The organism is Zoogloea sp. GW822-FHT05C07 (assembly GCF_058800215.1).
On the sequence record NZ_CM179510.1, the window covers coordinates 2,680,298 to 2,697,203 of the forward strand.

Sequence of the window (16,906 nt, forward strand, 5' to 3'; positions counted from 1 at the left end):
CGTCGCCAAGAAAGAAGGCAAAGAAGGCGACCCGTGCCTCACCGGTCGTCCGCTATGCGGACGACTTCCCTGCGCTGCTCGCAGCAGGCGGCCGTCGCGGAACTCGTCGGCTTCGCCTCCTCAAACAGCCGCGCCGGACTTCCCTGCCTGCCGCTGTGCGGATCAAAGGTTCGGGACGGGCTTTGGGGGAGGCTCCGAGCCTTTCCTGAAGCTGAGGTAGTTGGTATAGCCGCCTTGTGCGGCACCTGCCATCGAGCGGCCGCTTTTCCTTTCCCCCTCTGCCGCGCCGAGTGGAGGGTGGGACGGGCGGATCAGGGCTGCGCATGTTTGAGCCCGCAGGGCGAGTTTGCGCAGACCCCGCCCGGCACGCCCGGAACTCGGGCACCCCCGCAGGGGGCGCGGAAGCGGGGCACGTTTTTTTGCCTCCTTCTTTGTCGTGTGACAAAGAAGGAGGTCGCCTGCCGGGGCGAGACCCGGCCAACGTAAGCCAATAAACCGGAAAGCCATTCAGAAAAGGCACGGGCTTACCGGGGAGGCCACCACCGGGGCAAAAGCCCCACCTCACATCTACGGCATCCACGGCTTCCCCAACGAAGCCGGCAAGTTCAGCTGTAACAAGCGCTTGTCCCGCGAGATCAGCACCAGCACCACTACCGTCGCCAGGTAGGGCAGCGCAGCCAGGAACTGCACCGGCAGTGCGATGCCGAGGCCCTGGGCGTGGAACTGGAGGATCGTCACGCCGCCGAACAGCCAGGCGCCGAAGAGCAGGCGGGTCGGGTTCCAGGTGGCGAAGACCACCAGCGCGATGGCGATCCAGCCGCGGCCGGCGACCATGTTCTGCACCCACAGCGGCGTGTAGACCGTGGACAGGTAGGCGCCGGCGATGCCGGCCATTGCGCCGCCGAACAGCGTGGCGCCGTAGCGGATGGCGATGACCGGGTAGCCGATCGCATGGGCGGCGTCGGGGGCTTCGCCGACGGCCTTCAGCACCAGGCCGAGGCGGGTTTTCCGGAGCACCCACCAGACGACGGCGAAGGTGATCAGGCCCAGGTAAGTGACCGGGTCCTGATGGAACAGGATGCGGCCGATCACCGGGATGTCCACCAAGCCGGGGATGTCCAGCGGCTGCAGGCCGGGCAGGCTGAAGCTCACGTAGTGCTGGCCGATGAAGGCCGACAGGCCGACGCCGAAGATGGTCAGCGCGAGGCCGCAGGCGGCCTGGTTGGCGGCCATCGACAGGGACAGCACGGCGAACACCAGCGCCGCCAGCATGCCGGCGACGGCCCCGGCGGGCAGGCCGGCCAGTGCGCCGCCGCCCGAATCCGCGGCGGCGGCGAAGCCGGCGATGGCGCCGATCAGCATCATGCCTTCGACGCCCAGGTTGATGACGCCGGTGCGCTCCGCCACCAGTTCGCCGAGGCCGGCGAAGATCAGCGGCGTGGCGGCGCCGAGGGTGCCGGCGAGGACGGGGATCAGGTGTTCGAGCATCGCGGGGTCCTTACGCGTAAGCGGGCTTGGGACGGGGCTTGAGGCGGTAATCGACGAACACGTCGGCGCCGAGCAGGAAGAACAGCAACATGCCCTGGAACAGGCCGGTGATCGCCGCTGGCAGCTGCAGCGCCACTTGGGCCGCCTCGCCGCCCAGGTAGAGCAGGGCCATCAGCAGCCCGGCCAGCACGATGCCCACCGCGTTGAGGCGCCCCAGGTAGGCCACGATGATGGCGGCGAAGCCGTAGCCCGGCGAGATGTTGAGGTTGAGCTGGCCGACCGGCCCGGCCACTTCGCCGACCCCGGCGATGCCGGCGGTGAGGCCGGACAGCACCAGGCTGACCCACACCGTGCGCTGGGCCGAGAAGCCGGCGTAGCGGGCCGCCGCTGGGGCCAGGCCGCCGACGGTGAGCTGGTAGGCCAGGAAGCTGCGCGACGTGAAGATCCAGAAGGCGATGGAGGCGACGGCGGCGATCAGGATCGACGCATTGACGCGCATGCCCTCGAACCACGGGCTGAACAGGGCCGGGTCGCCGAACATGATGGACTGCGGGAAGTTCATCCCCTCCGGGTCGCGCCAGGGGCCATTCACCATGTACGACAGCGTGAAGCTGGCGATGTAGGTGAGCATCAGCGTGGTGAGGGTTTCCTCGGCGTTGAAGCGGGTTTTCAGCAGCGCCGGGACGGCACCCCACAGCGCGCCGCCGATGGCGCCGGCCACCACCATCAGCGGCAGCACCCACCAGGCATCCACGCCGTCGAGGGCGATCGCCACGCCGCCGCCGGCCAGCGCGCCGACGATCAGCTGGCCTTCCGCGCCAATGTTGTAGATGCGCGCCCGGAAACCGATCGCCAGGCCCTGGGCGATGAGGATCAGCGGACCGGCCTTGACCATCAGCTCACTCCAGCCGTTGCCCGACGACAGGGGCTGGATGAAGAACACCGTGAAGGCTTCGACGGGATTCTTGCCGAGGGCCAGGAACAGCAGGGAGCCGACCGCCAGGGTCAGGCCGATGGCGATCAGCGGCGACAGCAGGCGCATCCGCGCCGACGGTGTGGGGCGGGGTTCAAGCAGCGGCATGGGCGGGTTCCTTGTCGGCGGGGGCGAACAGGCCGGACATCTGCATGCCGATCTTCTCGGCGTTGGTGTCGGCCTTCGGCACGGCGGGGCCGAGGCGGCCTTCGGCCAGTACGGCGATGCGGTCGCAGATTTCGAACAGCTCTTCCAGCTCTTCGGAGATCACCAGGATCGCCACGCCCTGGCGGGACAGGTCGATCAGGGTCTGGCGCAGGAAGGCGGCGGCGCCGACGTCCACGCCCCAGGTGGGCTGGGCGACGACCATTGCGATGGGCTGCTGCATGATCTCGCGGCCGACGATGAACTTCTGCAGATTGCCGCCGGACAGGCTGCGCGCCGCCGCGCCGGGGCCGCCGCAGCGCACGTCGAAGCGTTCGATGCAGCGCTTGGCGAAGTCCCATGCGGCCTTCGGGCGCAGGAAGCCTTTCTTGACCAGGCCCTGGCGCTGGGCGGTGAGGGTCGCGTTGTCGGCCAGCGACATGGACGGCACCGCGCCGCGGCCAAGGCGCTCTTCCGGCACGAAGGCCAGCCCGTGCTTGCGGCGGCGGCCGGCGTCCAGGTGGCCGACCGGCAGGCCGACCAGTTTGACGGAGTCCGGCGTGCTCGTGGTCTCGCCGGACAGGGCGGCCAGCAGCTCGGCCTGGCCGTTGCCGGAAATGCCGGCGATGCCAAGGATCTCGCCGCGGCGCACCTCCAGGTCGATGTCCTGCAGGCGGGTGCCGAAGGGGTCGTCGGGCACCAGGGACAGCTTGTTCACCGTCAGCGCCGGAGTGGCGATGCCGGTGTAGGCGGGCACCTCGCACACCGGCAGCTCGCGGCCGATCATCATGCGCGCCAGGCTGGCCGGGGTTTCCCGCGACGGGGTGGCGGTGCCGGTGACCTTGCCGCCGCGCATCACCGTGGCGCTGTGGCACAGGCTCTGGATCTCGTGCAGCTTGTGGCTGATGTAGAGGATGCTGACGCCCTCGGCGGCCAGCCGGCGCAGGGTCTCGAAGAGCTTCTGCACGGCCTGCGGGGTGAGCACCGAGGTGGGCTCGTCGAGGATCAGCAGCTGGGGCTGCTGCAGCAGGCAGCGCACGATCTCGACGCGCTGGCGTTCGCCCACCGACAGGCTGTGCACCAGGCGGTCCGGGTCGAGCGGCAGGCCGTAGCGGGTCGAAACCTCCTTCACGCGGATGGCCAGCGCCTTGAGGTCGAAGGGTTCGTCGAGGGCCAGCGCGATGTTCTCGACGACGCTCAGCGTCTCGAATAGGGAGAAGTGCTGGAACACCATGCCGATGCCGAGCCGGCGCGCCTCGGCGGGGTTGGCGACGACCACTTCGCGGCCGTTCCACTGGATCTGGCCGGCGTCGGCCTGCACGGCGCCGTAGATGATCTTCATCAGCGTGCTCTTGCCGGCGCCGTTCTCGCCGAGCACCGCGTGGATTTCGCCGGGGCCGACCTTGAGCTTGATGCCATCGTTGGCGACGACGCTCGGGTAGCGCTTGGTGATGCCGGACAGTTCCAGGCGCGGGATGCCGGCCAGCGGGCCGCTGAAGGGGGGCGGGGGAATGCTCACGGGCGGGCTCCTGACAGCAGGAAGGGCGTGATGCGCAAGGGGCGGGATGTCTCGGCGATGGCCTGGCGGGCTTCGCGTACCTGCAGCAGCTGGGCTGCCACAGAGGCGGCGATGACGGCCGGCTCCTTGCCGCGGATGCCGGGCACGCCGATCGGGCAGGTCATGTCGAGCAGCCGGGCCGGGTCGATGCCGCGGGCGATCAGGCGGTGCTCGAAGCGGGCGCGCTTGGAGGTCGAGCCGATCAGGCCGAAGAAGGCGAAGTCGTGGCGGGCCAGGATCGCCTCGCACAGCTCGAAGTCGAGGCCGTGGTCGTGGGTCAGCACCAGGAAGTAGGCGCAGGGCGGCGCGGCGCGCACCTCGGCGGTCGGCGTATCGGTGCTGATGGCGTCGGTGCCGGCCGGCAGCTCGGAGGGGAAGATGGAGTCCCGGTTGTCCACCCAGCTGATGTGCGCACCCAGCGGCGCCAGCGTGCGGGCGATGGCTTCGCCGACGTGGCCGGCGCCGAACAGCACCACCGGGAACTGGGTCTTGCGGATCTGCTGCTCGAACTGCCAATGGCCGCCATCGGACCAGAAATGGGCCGGATCGCGCTTGCCTTGCTCATTCGCGCTCATGGACCACAGGGAACCCTCGTCGCCGGACAGCAGGCGGCGCTGCAGCGTTTGCCAGCTGGCAACGGCCGCGGCGCGGCTCAGCCAGCTGGCGGCTTCACTGGCTTCGATGCGCTCCAGCGCCAGCCACACCACGCCGCCGCAGCACTGACCGAGGGACGCGCCCAGGGCGCAGCGCATCACGTGGGGCTGGCCGCCCTTGGCCAGCAGGTCGCGGGCGGCGGCGGTGGCCAGCCATTCCAGGTGGCCGCCGCCGATGGTGTCGGCGGTGGAATTGCGCCCGACCAGCATCGTGGCGCCGGCTTCCCGTGGCGTCGAGCCGTCGGCTCGCACCACGGTGACGAGGACCGCCGGCTGGCCGGCCGCCAGCCAGTCGGCGAGGGTGGGGAGCCAGTCGTTCATGGGGACATCTCCGGTAGCGTGGCGGGGAAGGGAGGCATCACAGGCGCCCTCCGTGCAGCGCGCGCAGGATGGCTTCCGGCGTGGCGGGTGCGTCCAGTTGTGGGCGGGTGCCGGGGCCGAGGGCCGCCGCCACCGCGTCGCGCAGTGCGAAGAAGACCGAGAAGGCCAGCATCAGCGGCGGTTCGCCGACCGCCTTGGAGCGGTGGATGCTGTCCTCCACGTTGGCGTTGTCGAACAGGCGCACGTTGAAGACCGCCGGCAGGTCGGACACCGCCGGGATCTTGTAGGTGGACGGGGCGTGGGTGGCGAGGCGGCCGGCTTGCGGGCCGTCAGGCTGGTAGACCAGCTCCTCGGTGGTCAGCCAGCCCATGCCCTGGATGAAGCCGCCCTCGATCTGGCCGATGTCGAGGGCCGGATTGATGGAGCGGCCCACGTCGTGGAGGATGTCCACACGCAGCACGCGGTTCTCGCCGGTGAGGGTGTCGATGGCCACTTCGGCCAGCGCTGCGCCGTAGGAGAAGTAGTAGAACGGCCGGCCCTGCATGGTCACTGGGTCGTAATGGATCTTCGGCGTCTTGTAGAAGCCCGCGTCCCACAGCTGCACGCGGGCCCGGTAGGCATCGGCGACGACGCTGGCGAAAGTGGCGTCGAAGCCGGGCGCGCTGACCATGCCGGCGGCGAAGATCACCGCCTCGTCGCTGACTCCCAGTCGTTCGGCGACAAAACCGGCGATGCGCCGGCGGATCGCCTGGCAGGCGGCCTGGGCGGCCTTGCCGTTGAGGTCGGTGCCGGACGAGGCGGCGGTGGCCGAGGTGTTGGGCACCCGGCTGGTGTCGGTGGAGGACAGGCGTACATCCTCGATCGGCAGGCCGAATTCCTCGGCGACGATCTGGCGGATCTTGGTGTACAGGCCCTGGCCCATCTCGGTGCCGCCATGGCTGACCAGCACGGTGCCGTCGTTGTACACATGCACCAGCGCGCCGGCCTGGTTGTAGAAGGTGGCGGTGAAGGAGATGCCGAACTTCACCGGCGTCAGCGCCAGGCCCTTCTTGAGCAGCGGGCTGCTGGCGTTGAAGGCGTCGATGGCGGCGCGGCGCTCGGCGTAACGGGCCTCGGCGGCCAGCTCGGCGACCAGGGGGTGGACGATGTTGTCCTCGACCTTCATGCCGTAGTGCGTGACGTTGCGCTCACTGCCGGCGCTGTCGCCGTAGAAGTTGGCCTGGCGCACGGCCAGCGGGTCGAGGCCGAGGTGGCGGGCGATATCGTCGATCACCGATTCGATGGCGAACATGCCCTGCGGCCCGCCGAAGCCGCGGAAGGCGGTGTTGGATACCGTGTGGGTGCGGCCGCGCAGGCTCAGGATGGACACCGCGTCCAGGTAATAGGCGTTGTCGGCGTGGAAGATGGCGCGGTCGTTCACCGGGCCCGACAGGTCGGCCGAGAAGCCGCAGCGGGAGGCCAGCAGCAGCTTCAGCCCGGCGATGCGGCCGGCCGCGTCGAAGCCCACGTCGTACTCGATGTGGAAGTCGTGGCGCTTGCCGGTGATGCGCATGTCGTCGTCCCGGTCGAGGCGCAGCTTGACCGGCCGTCCGCAGCGCTGGGCCAGCACCGCGGCGACACAGGCGATCTGGGCCGACTGGCTTTCCTTGCCGCCGAAGCCGCCGCCCATGCGCCGGCATTCGGCGGTGACCTGGTGCACCCGCCAGCCGAGTGCGTGGGCCACCATGTGCTGCATCTCGGTGGGGTGCTGGGTGGAGGTGAGCACGCGCATCGTCTCGTCCTCCAGCGGGATCGCGCAGGCGGTCTGGCCTTCCAGGTAGAAGTGCTCCTGGCCGCCCAACTGCACTTCGCCGCGCAGGCGGTGGGGGGCGGCCTCCAGCGCGGCGGCCGCGTCGCCGCGCGTCACCTCGACCGGCGGCAGCACCCAGGATTCGGCCTCGGCGGCGGCTTCGGCGCTCAGCAGGGCCGGCAGCGGTTCCACTTCGACCCTGGCCAGCCGGGCCGCCTTGCGGGCCAGCTCGTGGCTGTCGGCGGCCACGGCGAACAGCGGCTGGCCGTGGAACAGGATCTCGCCGTCGCACAGGATGGGATCGTCGTGCTTGACCGGGCCGCAGTCGTTGTCGCCGGGGATGTCGTCGGCGGTGATCACCGCGCGCACGCCGGGGGCGGCGCGCACGGCGGACAGGTCAAGGTGTTTGATGCGCCCGTGGGCGATGGTGGACAAGCCCAGCGCGGCGTGCAGCGTGCCGGCCGGCACCGGGATGTCGTCCACGTAGGTGGCGCGGCCGCTGACGTGCAGATGGGCGCTCTCGTGGGGCAGGCCGGCGCCGACAGCGGGGGGCGGGTTGCGGTTGGGGGCGTTCATGGCAGCACCTCCAGTTCGGACAGGCGCGTCGGTGCGCCGCCTGTCGCGTCCTCCAGCCAGAAGCGCTGCAGCAGGCCGGCCGCCGCCTGGCGGCGGTAGGCGGCCGAGGCGCGCATGTCGTCGAGGGGCGTGTATTCGTTGGCGAGTACGTCGGCCGCCGCTGCTGCGGTGGTCTGGCCCCACAGCTTGCCGGTCAGGAACTTCTCGGTGGCGCGGGCCCGCAGCGGCGTGGCGGCGACGCCGCCGAAGGCGATGCGCGCCTCGCTGACGACGCCGTCCGTGAGGCTCAGCGCAAAGGCGCCGCACACCGCCGAGATGTCCTGGTCGATACGCTTGGAGATCTTCCAGGTGCGGAAGCGGCGCTCCGCCGGTTGTGGCGGAATCTGCAGCGCCAGAACGAATTCGCCGGCTTCCAGGGCGGTCTTCTGGTAGGCCAGGTAGAAGTCCTCGAGGGGCAGCCGGCGCACCCGTTCGCCGCGCTGCAGCACGATCTGCGTGCCCATCGCGATGAGGCCGGGCATCGAGTCGCCGATGGGCGAACCGTTGGCCACGTTGCCGCCAAGCGTGCCGGCGTTGCGCACCGGCGTCGAGGCGAAGCGGCGGGCCAGTTCGGTCCACGCCGGTTCGAAGGCGCTGAGGGCCTCGAAGGCATCGGTGAGGCTGGCGCCGGCGCCGATGTGGAGGCCGTCCGCGTCGGCGCGGATCGTCTTCAGCTCGGGCACCGCGCCCACGTAGATCAGGTCGCCGAGTTCGCGCAGTTGCTTGGTGACCCACAGGCCGACGTCGGTGCCACCGGCCAGCAGGCGCGCGTCGGGCGCAGCGAGGCGGGCGTCGGCCAGTTCGGCGAGATTGCGCGGGGCCAGGAAGCGCTGGCCGGCGGCGCGGTAGTCGAGGGGTGGCAGCGCGGCCAGCGGCGCCAGCGCGGCGAGGATCTCAGGCCGGTCGAGGCCGACGCGGGCCTGTTCGTAGGCGGCCGGCACGGCGTCGACGATGGGCCGGTAGCCGGTACAGCGGCACAGGTTGCCGGACAGCGCGTCGCAGACGGCGGCCTTGTCCGGGCATGCCGGGTTGTTTTCGTAGAGGGCGAACAGGGACATCGCGAAACCCGGCGTGCAGAACCCGCACTGGGACGCGTGGGTATCCACCAGCGCCTGCTGCACCGGGTGGAGCAGGCCGGTGATGCCGAGGCCGTTGATGCCGGCCAGGTCCTCGACGGTGAACAAGGCCTTGCCGTCGAGGGTCGGCAGGAACTGGATGCAGGCGTTCACCGCGCGCAGCTGGAGTTCGCCGCCGATGTTCTCGCCGAGCACCACCGTACAGGCGCCGCAGTCCCCTTCCGCACAGCCTTCCTTGGTGCCGGTGGCGTGGGCGTCCTCGCGCAGGAACTGCAATACCGTGCGCGTCGGTAGCGCATCGGCGATCTGCCGGATCTCGCCGCGGAAGTAGAAATGGATGGGGCGTTCGCTCATGGGGCTGACTCGTGCATGCCGGCGTACCGGGATGATTTCAAGTTAACACATGGCGCGCCGCCCTGCTGCCGGTGCCGGCGTATACGGAATATGGGCAAAGCTGAATGAACGCGCAGGTGCTCCGAACCCCTGGGTGCCCCGGCCAGTCGAAGACTGTTGTATGGCTGGAGGGTGGATCATGCTCAATCCTGGGTTGGACAAGCAGTTTGCCGGTTCGATTCCGCACTTGTACCAGACGCATCTGGTGCCGGTGATCTTCGCCCCTTACGCGGTCGACATGGCTGGCCGTCTGCGCGGGCGCAGGCTGGAGCGGGTGCTGGAGGTGGCGGCAGGGACCGGGGTGGTGACCCGCGCGCTGGCTGCAAGGTTGCCGGCCGACGTCGCCATCGTCGCCACCGACCTGAACCAGGCCATGCTCGACGAGGCGGGGCGCATCGGCACACCGCGGCCGGTGACCTGGCAGCAGGCGGACGTGGCACGGCTACCCTTTGGCGATGGCGCCTTCGATGCGGTCGTCTGCCAGTTCGGGGTGATGTTCTTTGCCGACAAGGCCCAGGCGCTGGGCGAGATCCGGCGGGTGCTACGGGTGGGCGGCGTGCTGATCTTCAGCGTCTGGGACCGGCTCGTCGACAATGAATTTACCGATTGCGTGACGGACGCGCTGGCCACGCTGTTTCCGGACGATCCGCCGCGTTTCATGGCGCGGACGCCCCACGGCTACCACGACAGACAGCGCATTGAGGAGGATCTGCGCCTGGCCGGCTTCACGGCGCCGATCCGCTTCGAGACCCGGGCCGAGCGCGGCCGCGCCGAGTCGGCAGAAGCGCTGGCGCTGGCCTTCTGCCAGGGCACACCGTTACGCAACGAGATCGATGCGCGCGATCCGGGCAGGCTGGAGGCTGCCATGCGTGTGAGTGCCGACGCGCTGCGGGCCCGTTTCGGCGCCGGACCGCTGGACGGCAAGATCCAGGCGCAGGTGGTGACCGTCGAGCACTGAGGCCCGCGGGGTCAGCCGCGCCCGCGCAGGATGCGCTCCATGCCGGCCATCACCGTCAGGTTGGCTTCTTCCATGCGGCCGAGGGCGTCGAGGGCGCCGTTGAAGTCGCCGCTGCGGTAGCGCTCGACGGCGCGGCGGGCGTGGTCGTGCACCGCCTTGTGCGGGGCTTCCATGTCCCGGTAGCCGGGCAGGCGCGAGAATTCGGTGCGCCCTTCGCCCTCGTAGTACCAGCGACCGAGGCGACACTGGGTCTCGTCGGGGAGGTCGCGCGGCTGCAGGTCGGAGAGGCCCAGCAGCACCTTGTACACCTCGAGCTTGAGGGTCAGCTCCTCGATGTTGGCCAGCTCGGCGTTGGCCAGTTGCGACGAGGTGGCGATGCTGTCCTGCATGTGGCGGGACAGGCCGAACAGGCGCTGCATGCTGTGCATCGCCGCTTCGCTGTCGGCGCCGTGGCTGGCGGCGTCGCCGGCACCGATCTCCATGATCTTGCGGGCTTCGCCGGTCTCGGCCTGGATGCCGGTGACCAGGCTGCCGATCTCGGTGGTGGCCTTGGCGGTGCGTTCGGCGAGCTTGCGCACTTCGTCGGCCACCACCGCGAAGCCGCGCCCGGCCTCGCCGGCCCGGGCCGCTTCGATGGCGGCGTTGAGGGCCAGCAGGTTGGTCTGCTCGGCGATCTCGCGGATCAGCCGGACGATGCCGCCGATTTCCGTGGCCCGCTGGGACAAGCCATCGACGCTGTGGCCGGCGGCCTGGATGCGCTCGAACATTGTGCGCAGGTTGTCGGCGATCTTCTCGAAGGCGCTGCGGTTGGCGTCGGACTCGCGGGCGGCGGTCTGCGCCGAGGCCTTGTCCTCGCCGAGCTGTTCCGACAGGCCGGCGAAGGACTGCCGGATGCCGGCCAGGGACTCGCCGAAATGCGGGATGTTGCCGACCACGCCGTCGAGCAGGTTCTGGCGGGCGGCGAGCTGCTGTCTGCCGGCCTCGGCGTCGGCCAGGCGCCGCTGCAGGTCGGCCAACTCGTCGCGCAGGGCCTGGGTCTGGGCCTTGAGGGCGGCGTTGTCGGCGAGGGCGACGGCGAGTTCGCGCCGGGTTTTCGAACCGAGCATGGGATGTGCTTCCTGAGGGGTTTAATGTTGAGTAATTTGATCGGGTATTGCGTCGCAGGCCTTGATCCGCGTCAAGGCGGTGCGGAGATTGCTGATGCTGCGCCCGGCCTCAGGCGTCGCCGGCGGCGGGGGCGGTGGGCGGAAACAGGCGGATCGCCTGCCATTCGCCCTGCGGCCCGCGCTTGATGAGGTCGGCCAGCGTGTAGCCGTCCATCACCTTGAGCAGCGCGGTGAGGGCTTCCTGCAGGATGCCCTGCAGTTCGCAGTCCCCGCCGAGGCGGCAGGACGACGCGTCGCCCATGCACTCGACCAGCGCGAAGTCGGTCTCGGTCTGGCGGATCACGTCGCCGAGGACGATCTTGCCCGGATCGCGGGCCAGCCGCATGCCGCCGCCCTTGCCGCGCTGGGTGTCGATGAAGCCGTTGCGCGACAGGTGGTGGGCCACTTTCATCAGGTGGTTTTCGGAGATGCCGTGGGCCTGGGCGATCTCCCCGATGGTCACCAGGCGTTCGCGTTCCGCGCCCACGTACATCAGCGTGCGCAGGCAGTAGTCGGTGAAGGTGCTCAGTCGCATCGGCGCTTTCCGTCGGGCGGTTCAAAAGATGTACGCAGGATGTTGATTATCCATCAGGCGGTTGTTAGCATAAAGAGGCACTGAACATATATCTTTATAAGGCGCCGGTTATATTCATGTCCGATCAGCCCCAACCCCAACGCGTCATCCCGATCCAGCCGCTGTTCAAGGCGGAGCCGAAGGTCTATCCCCGTTCCATCCAGGGTTTCTTCCAGCGCTGGCGCTGGGGCTTCGTGGCCCTGACCCAGCTTATCTTCTACGGCCTGTGCTGGCTGCCGTGGCACGGCCGGCAGGCCGTGCTGTTCGACCTGGACGCGCGCCGCTTCTACCTGTTCGACCTGGTCCTGTGGCCGCAGGACACCATCTACCTGGCGCTGCTGCTGGTGCTGTCGGCGCTGGCCCTGTTCCTGTTCACCGCGGTGGCCGGGCGGTTGTGGTGCGGCTACACCTGCCCGCAGACGGTCTATACGGAGATCTTCCTGTGGATCGAGAAGCAGATCGAAGGTGACCGCCAGCAGCGCATGAAGCTCGACGCGGCGCCGATGAGTGCCGCCAAGTTCGGCCGCAAGACGGCCAAGCACGCGATCTGGCTGGCGCTGTCTCTATGGACCGGCTTCACCTTCGTCGGCTACTTCACGCCGATCCAGGACCTCGGCCACGAGGCGCTCAGCGTGTCGATGACAGCTGGGGAGATCTTCTGGGTGCTGTTCTACGGCGCCGCCACCTACGGCAACGCCGGCTTCCTGCGCGAGCAGATGTGCAAGTACATCTGCCCCTACGCCCGCTTCCAGTTCGTGATGTTCGACTCCGACACGCTGATCATCACCTACGACGAGCAGCGCGGCGATCCGCGCGGCAGCCGCTCGAAGAAGGCCGATCCGCGCAAGGAGGGCCTCGGCGACTGCGTGGATTGCGGCATCTGCGTGCAGGTCTGCCCGACCGGTATCGACATCCGCAACGGCCTGCAGGTGGAATGCATCGGCTGCGCGGCGTGCATCGACGCCTGCGACCAGGTGATGGACAAGATGAGCTATCCGCGCGGCCTGATCCGTTATTCGACGGAGAACGCGCTGAAGGAAGGCCTGGTGCGCAAGGACATCGTGAGGCGCGCCTTCCGGCCGCGCACGCTGATCTACTCGGCGGTGTTCCTGATTCTCACCGTGGCCACCGGCTGGTCGCTGCTGACCCGCCCGCCGCTGAAGGTGGACGTGGTGCGCGACCGCGGCGTGATGGCCCGCGAGGCCGACGACGGCAGCATCGAGAACGTCTTCCAGCTGCAGTTGATCAGCACCAGCGAGACCGAGCGCAGCTACACCGTCGACGTGGCCGGCATCGACGGCATCCGCCTGGCGACGCCGGTGCAGGTCAAGGTGCCCGGCGCCGCCAGCACGGCGGTGACGGTCACCGTGCGGGTCGCGCCGGACGCGGTGGAGAACCAGCACGGCTCGAAGCCGATGCACTTCGTCCTCACCGACAGCGCGGCGCCCGACGTGCGCATCGACGAGCCGGCCAAGTTCTGGCTGCCGTGAGTGCCCTCAGGGCTGGGCTGCACCCAGCCCGCCCCGCGGGGGGCAAGGAAACCTGGGGCGGCCCGACGTTTCCTTGAAATCCCCGCAGCCGGCTTCAGCGTTTCCAGAAGCCGGCGTGGGGCGCGGCCGCCTCGGCCTCCAGCCACGGCCCGTGCACCTCAATGCGGCGCTGGCCGCGGGCGAACACCTCGCGGCACGGCAGCGAGAAGGTCGGGTTCTCCGGGTGGTCGCCGGTGAGGCCGAGCAGCGCGTGCTCCGACAGCGCATACACCACGCGGCCGATGCCGCACCAGTAGATCGCGCCGGCGCACATCGCACAGGGCTCGGCGCTGGAATACAGCGTGGCCTTGGCCAGCTCTTCCGGCGTCAGGCGGCGCGCCGCCTGCGCCGCGGATACCAGCTCGGCGTGGCGGGTCGGATCGCCGTCTGGGGGCAGGGAATCGTTGCCGGCCTCGGCGACGATATTCCCGGCGGCATCGACGACCAATGCGGCGAAGGGGTGCTTGCCGCTGTCGCGCACCCGGCGGGACAGCTCGATGGCGTAACGCAGGAAATGTTCGTCCTGGGACGTGGGAAAGGACATGCTCGTGCTCCGCTTGAAGGTGGCCGGATTATGGCCGCCGCCGCGGGCCGCTTTCTGCGCCGAACCATATACCGGTCATAACGGAACCGGGATGGGTTCGCGGTGGTCCGGTTGTTACAGTGGCTCCCACGACGCACAACCCTGCCCACGGAGATTGCCCCCATGTCCCTGTCCCGCTTCAAGACCGCCGCCACCTGTGTCTTCGTGACACTGGGGCTGGCCAGCCAGGCCTTCGCCGCCGACCCCGCCAAGATCGGCTTCGTGTACATCGGCCCGACCGGCGACCACGGCTGGACCTTTTCCCACGACCAGGGCCGCAAGGCCGTGGACGCCAAGTTCGGCGACAAGGTAAAGACCACCTTCGTCGAGAACGTGCCGGAAACCGCCGACGCCGAGCGGGTCTTCCGCGACCTGGCCCAGCAGGGCTACAAGATCATCTTCGGCACTTCCTTCGGCTACATGAACCAGGAGGTGAAGGTTGCCAAGGCCTTCCCGAACACCAAGTTCATGCACGCCACCGGCTACAAGACGGCGCCCAACCTGGGCGTCTACGACGTGCGCACCTATGAGGGCGCCTACATGCTCGGCGTGGTCGCCGGCAAGATGAGCAAGACCGGCAAGCTCGGCGTGGTGGCGTCGATCCCCATCCCCGAGGTGATCCGCAACATCAACGCCTTCACCCTCGGCGCCCGCAGCGTCAATCCGAAGGCCACCACCCGCGCGATCTGGGTGAACAGCTGGTTCGATCCGGGCAAGGAGCGTGAAGCCGCGCTGACCCTGATCGCCCAGGGCTCCGACGTGCTGATGCAGAACACCGATTCGCCGGCCGTCGTGCAGGCCGCCCAGGAGAAGGGCGTGCTGGCCTTCGGCTGGGATTCCGATATGACCAAGTTCGGCGGCAAGGCCCACCTGGCGGCCTCGGTGCTGCACTGGGACGTGATCTACACCAAGGCCGTCGGCGAAGTGCTCGACGGCACCTGGAAGTCCGGCGACATCTGGTGGGGCGTGAAGGAGGGCGCGGTGAACATCGAGTCCTTCGGCCCGGCCGTGCCGGCCGACGTGAAGAAGCTTGCCGAGGAGCGCCGCGACGCGATCAAGGCCGGCAAGCTGCATCCCTTCACCGGCCCGTTGAAGGGCCAGGACGGCAAGGAAGTGCTGGCCGCCGCCAAGACCATGGGCGACCCGGACCTGCGCAAGATGAATTTCTACGTGGAAGGCGTGGAAGGCTCGATCCCGAAGTAAGGCCTTCGCGGTGGCGTGCGGCGAGGGGGCCGGGCTGCCCTTCGCCGCCTGCCGCCATGTTCAGCTCCGCCGCCGCCGCCGGGCCAGCAGGGTGGCGCCGCCCAAGGCGGCCAGGGCCAGGCTGCCGGGTTCCGGCACGCTCTGCAGCGAGAGGGTCATCGGCGCGAAAGCCATGTCGATGTTGCCGTAGGCGTCGGACGCGGTGCCGAAGGCGCTGGGCGGCGTAAGGCTCTGGATGCCGGAAGTGTTCGCACTCAGAAAGTTGTCCGCCAGCTGGACCGCCGATATCGAGTCCTGCGGCATACCGTTGGCGTCAAAATTGAAGACCAATAGCATGCCGTCGGCCAGGCCATTGAACTCGGTGCCGATCGTCGCCGAGCCGAGCCGGTAGATCAGCCCCCAGCCGATCGACACCGTCTGCAGGAAGTCCGCGTAGTCGACGCTGAAGGCGCCGATCGACGCGTTGCCGGCAAAGGACAGCTGGAAATCGCTGATTTCACCGTGAGCGCCGTTGAGATAACCGTCGCCGTTGAGGTCCGTGCCGCTGAAGTAGCCGCTCACTTCGCCCCCGCTGGAGTAACCTGCCTGGTGGAAGTTGAAGGTGGCGGCATGGCTGAACGTGGCGAGAACCAGCAGGCCAAGGCCTGCGACGGCACGGCGAAGCGCGAATCGATGCATGGTGAGTCCCCGGATGATGAGTGAGGTAATTGCAAGCCTGTGTGCACGATTTGACTATGCATAAAGGGTTTTGCAGTGTATGCCTTATGAGTTTAAAGGGGCGCCTCCGATTACCCGTCCCGGTCACCCGCCGATCCGAAATTGAATAGTCCCTGCCGTGGAGACCCACCCATGACCGCCCGCGACACCCTCTCCCTGGCCCTTGGCATGCCCAAGGCCGAGCTGCACGTCCATATCGAGGGCACCCTCGAACCCGAGCTGGCCTTCGCGCTGGCCCGCCGCAACGGCATCACGCTGCCCTATGCCGACGAAGCGGCGCTGAAGGCGGCCTACGCCTTCGACAGCCTGCAGAGCTTTCTCGACCTGTACTACGCCTGCGCCGATGTGTTGCGCACCCGCGAGGATTTCCGCGACCTGATGCTGGCCTACCTGGAGCGGGCCGCCGCCGACGGGGTGATACACGCTGAAATCTTCTTCGACCCGCAGACCCACACCGCCCGCGGCATCCCCTTCGCCACCGTGCTCGACGGCCTCGACGACGGGCTGGCCGAAGGGGCGCGGCGCTGGGGCATCTCGGGGCGGCTGATCCTGTGCTTCCTGCGCCACCTCAGCGAGGACGAATGCCTGGCCACCCTGGCTGAGGCCGAACCCTACCTGGCACGCATCCACGGCTTCGGGCTGGATTCGTCCGAACGCGGCCATCCGCCGTCCAAGTTCGTGCGTCTGTTCGCCCGCTGCCGCGAACTCGGCAAGCCGGTGGTGGCCCATGCCGGCGAGGAAGGCCCGCCGGAATACATCACCGAAGCCCTCGATCTGCTCGGCGCAGCGCGCATCGACCACGGCGTGCGGGCGGTGGACGACCCCGCGGTGCTGGCCCGCCTGGCGAAGGAAGGTATTCCGCTGACCGTCTGCCCGTTGTCCAACACGCGCCTGTGCGTGTTCAAGGACATGCGCGAGCACAGCCTGCCGCGCCTGCTCGCCGCTGGCGCCAAGGCGATGCTCAACAGCGACGACCCGGCCTATTTCGGCGGCTACCTCAACGCCAACATCCGCGCGGTGCATGAAGCCTTCCACTTCGATGCCGCCACCTGGTACCGGCTGGCGCGCAACAGCTTCGAGGCGGGGTTCGCCAGCGACGACGAAAAGGCCGGCTGGATCGCGCGACTGGACGCCTACTTCGCCGCGGCGGGCGCGTTGCACTGAAGTTGGCCGGACTCACCGCGACA

Annotated in this window: 14 protein-coding genes and 1 pseudogene; 4 read left to right on the forward strand and 11 right to left on the reverse strand. The window is 68.9% G+C overall.

The window, feature by feature from the left end; genetic code table 11:
• Positions 1–567: 567 nt before the first annotated feature.
• From AC3QL2_RS12645 to xdhA, 6 genes are read right to left on the reverse strand one after another with little or no spacing between them, the layout of a single operon-like run.
• Entirely contained in the window at positions 568–1,488 is a 921-nt protein-coding gene (locus AC3QL2_RS12645) for an ABC transporter permease (protein WP_493230717.1), read from the reverse strand.
• Between the two features lie 10 nt (positions 1,489–1,498).
• The gene (locus AC3QL2_RS12650; protein ID WP_493230719.1) at positions 1,499–2,569 is read right to left on the reverse strand and encodes an ABC transporter permease; all 1,071 of its coding nucleotides are present in this window, start codon (positions 2,567–2,569) and stop codon (positions 1,499–1,501) included.
• A complete protein-coding gene (locus AC3QL2_RS12655; protein WP_493230720.1) occupies positions 2,556–4,124 on the reverse strand; it encodes an ABC transporter ATP-binding protein in 1,569 nt (522 codons plus the stop codon). The genes AC3QL2_RS12650 and AC3QL2_RS12655 overlap by 14 nt, the downstream gene beginning before the upstream one ends.
• On the reverse strand, positions 4,121–5,137 hold the full coding sequence (gene xdhC / locus AC3QL2_RS12660; RefSeq protein WP_493230721.1) for a xanthine dehydrogenase accessory protein XdhC: 1,017 nt from the start codon (positions 5,135–5,137) through the stop codon (positions 4,121–4,123). Before xdhC ends, AC3QL2_RS12655 begins: the two co-directional genes overlap by 4 nt.
• A gap of 37 nt (positions 5,138–5,174) precedes the next feature.
• Positions 5,175–7,502 (reverse strand): xanthine dehydrogenase molybdopterin binding subunit, encoded by a 2,328-nt coding sequence (gene xdhB, locus AC3QL2_RS12665; protein ID WP_493230722.1) that lies wholly within the window; start codon positions 7,500–7,502, stop codon positions 5,175–5,177.
• The gene (xdhA, locus tag AC3QL2_RS12670; RefSeq protein ID WP_493230723.1) at positions 7,499–8,971 is read right to left on the reverse strand and encodes a xanthine dehydrogenase small subunit; all 1,473 of its coding nucleotides are present in this window, start codon (positions 8,969–8,971) and stop codon (positions 7,499–7,501) included. Before xdhA ends, xdhB begins: the two co-directional genes overlap by 4 nt.
• 178 nt (positions 8,972–9,149) lie before the next feature.
• Between xdhA and AC3QL2_RS12675 the strand changes: the two genes are divergently transcribed.
• Positions 9,150–9,968, forward strand: a complete 819-nt coding sequence (locus AC3QL2_RS12675) for a class I SAM-dependent methyltransferase (protein WP_493230724.1) — start codon at positions 9,150–9,152, stop codon at positions 9,966–9,968.
• An 11-nt stretch (positions 9,969–9,979) separates the two neighbouring features.
• Here AC3QL2_RS12675 and AC3QL2_RS12680 read toward each other — a convergent pair whose 3' ends face one another.
• From AC3QL2_RS12680 to AC3QL2_RS12690, 3 genes and pseudogenes are all read right to left on the reverse strand, one after another.
• On the reverse strand, positions 9,980–10,396 hold the full coding sequence (locus AC3QL2_RS12680; protein ID WP_493231601.1) for a CZB domain-containing protein: 417 nt from the start codon (positions 10,394–10,396) through the stop codon (positions 9,980–9,982).
• A pseudogene (locus AC3QL2_RS12685) lies at positions 10,397–11,074 on the reverse strand (methyl-accepting chemotaxis protein); the annotation flags it as partial.
• A gap of 109 nt (positions 11,075–11,183) precedes the next feature.
• A complete protein-coding gene (locus tag AC3QL2_RS12690; protein WP_493230725.1) occupies positions 11,184–11,648 on the reverse strand; it encodes an RrF2 family transcriptional regulator in 465 nt (154 codons plus the stop codon).
• A gap of 116 nt (positions 11,649–11,764) precedes the next feature.
• Here AC3QL2_RS12690 and ccoG point away from each other — a divergent pair, with 116 nt between their 5' ends.
• Entirely contained in the window at positions 11,765–13,177 is a 1,413-nt protein-coding gene (ccoG, locus tag AC3QL2_RS12695; protein WP_493230726.1) for a cytochrome c oxidase accessory protein CcoG, read from the forward strand.
• A 94-nt stretch (positions 13,178–13,271) separates the two neighbouring features.
• Here ccoG and AC3QL2_RS12700 read toward each other — a convergent pair whose 3' ends face one another.
• Complete coding sequence (locus AC3QL2_RS12700) at positions 13,272–13,760, reverse strand: nucleoside deaminase (protein ID WP_493230728.1); 489 nt, start codon at positions 13,758–13,760, stop codon at positions 13,272–13,274.
• Between the two features lie 162 nt (positions 13,761–13,922).
• On the opposite strand from AC3QL2_RS12700, the gene AC3QL2_RS12705 reads away from it, so the two are divergent.
• Complete coding sequence (locus AC3QL2_RS12705; RefSeq protein WP_493230729.1) at positions 13,923–15,002, forward strand: BMP family ABC transporter substrate-binding protein; 1,080 nt, start codon at positions 13,923–13,925, stop codon at positions 15,000–15,002.
• A gap of 60 nt (positions 15,003–15,062) precedes the next feature.
• On the opposite strand, the gene AC3QL2_RS12710 is transcribed toward AC3QL2_RS12705, so the two are convergent.
• Entirely contained in the window at positions 15,063–15,680 is a 618-nt protein-coding gene (locus AC3QL2_RS12710; RefSeq protein ID WP_493230730.1) for a PEP-CTERM sorting domain-containing protein, read from the reverse strand.
• Between the two features lie 171 nt (positions 15,681–15,851).
• On the opposite strand from AC3QL2_RS12710, the gene AC3QL2_RS12715 reads away from it, so the two are divergent.
• Positions 15,852–16,883, forward strand: a complete 1,032-nt coding sequence (locus tag AC3QL2_RS12715; protein WP_493230731.1) for an adenosine deaminase — start codon at positions 15,852–15,854, stop codon at positions 16,881–16,883.
• The last annotated feature ends 23 nt before the right edge of the window (positions 16,884–16,906 follow it).